This window comes from Streptomyces sp. NPDC089915 (genome assembly GCF_040684675.1).
In the GTDB taxonomy this organism is placed as follows: domain Bacteria; phylum Actinomycetota; class Actinomycetes; order Streptomycetales; family Streptomycetaceae; genus Streptomyces.
Genome location: NZ_JBFBGN010000379.1, coordinates 1 through 1,339, shown reverse-complemented (window position 1 = coordinate 1,339; position 1,339 = coordinate 1). Strand labels below are relative to the sequence as shown.

1 protein-coding gene is annotated in these 1,339 nt (G+C 72.1%); it reads left to right on the top strand.

Annotation, left to right across the window (positions count from 1 at the left end; translation table 11 throughout):
- The coding region (locus AB0O29_RS35975; RefSeq protein WP_365160672.1) for an FAD-dependent monooxygenase at positions 1-1,134 on the top strand (1,134 nt) is incomplete at its 5' end.
- Positions 1,135-1,339 lie beyond the last annotated feature (205 nt).

The window sequence follows — 1,339 nt, the reverse complement described above, 5'->3', positions numbered from 1 at the left end:
GTGACCGTGGTGGAGCGGGCTCCCGGGCTGCGTCCCGGCGGGCAGGCGGTGGACGCGCGCGGGGTCGCCAGGGAGGTCATCGGCCGCATGGGGCTGGACAAGGCGGTCCGCGCGGCGTGCACCGACACCGCCGGCGCGCACACCGTGGACGCGGAAGGGCGGGTCCTGGAGACCTTCCGCGCGGACGACGACGGCGGCGACGGGTTCATCGCGGACATCGAGATCCTGCGCGGGGACCTGGCCCGGGTGCTCTACGACGACACCCACGACGGCGTCGAGTACCTCTTCGGCGACCGGATCGCCGAGCTCGCCCAGGACGCGGACGGGGTCGACGTCGTCTTCGCGGGCGGCGGCCGCCGGCGCTTCGAGCTGGTGGTCGGGGCCGACGGGCTGCACTCGGAGCTGCGGGCGATGGTCTTCGGGCCGCATGAGCGGTTCCTCCGCCACCTCGGGCACGTGCTGGCCTTCTACAGCGTGCCCAACGAGTTCGGGCTGGACCGCTGGCTGCTGGAGTACCAGGACCGGGACTCCGGGCGCTCGGCCCTCCTGCGCCCCATCCAGGACGCCACCCGGGCGATGGCCATGTTCTACTGCGCCTCGGCCGACTTCGCCGTCGACCACCGCGACGTCCCGGCCCAGAAGCGCCTGCTGCGTGAGCGGATGGCGGGCCTGGGCTGGCTGGCCCCGGACATCCTCGCGCACCTGGACGACACCCCGGACTTCTACCTCGACCAGGTCGCCCAAGTGGTGATGGACCGCTGGTCGAGCGGACGGGTGGGGCTGCTCGGGGACGCGGCGTTCAGCTCGTCACCGATGTCCGGGCAGGGCACCGGGCTGGCCCTGGTCGGCGCCTACGTGCTGGCCGGGGAACTGGCCGCCGCCGCGTGGGACCCGGGCACCGGATTCGCCCGCTACGAGGCGCGGATGCGCTCGTTCGTCGAGGCCAACCAGGAGATCGGACGGCTCAACGCCCGCACCCGCGACCTCCCCGGGCCGGACGCCGAGCCGCTCCCCGATTTCGCCGGCCCGTGGTTCACGGAGCTGATCGGGCGCGCGATCAACGGCATCGAGCTCCCCGACTACTCGGGGGTGCCTGACTCCGCCACGCCATTGTCCCGCCCCACTGAATCCTGACCGTTTGCCATCGGAGTTTGACCGTTCCGTCACAGGTGGTCGCCACACGGCACCCTGCAGCTCTCCCGCCCCTATCTTCACTCACGTACCACGCGTACCGCGGGGCAACAACCGACGACCGAAACCCGCGGACGGGACGACTCAGGGGGACGACAGCATGCGTCACAACAACGGCATTCGCAGGGCGGCTCTGACGACGACGGCG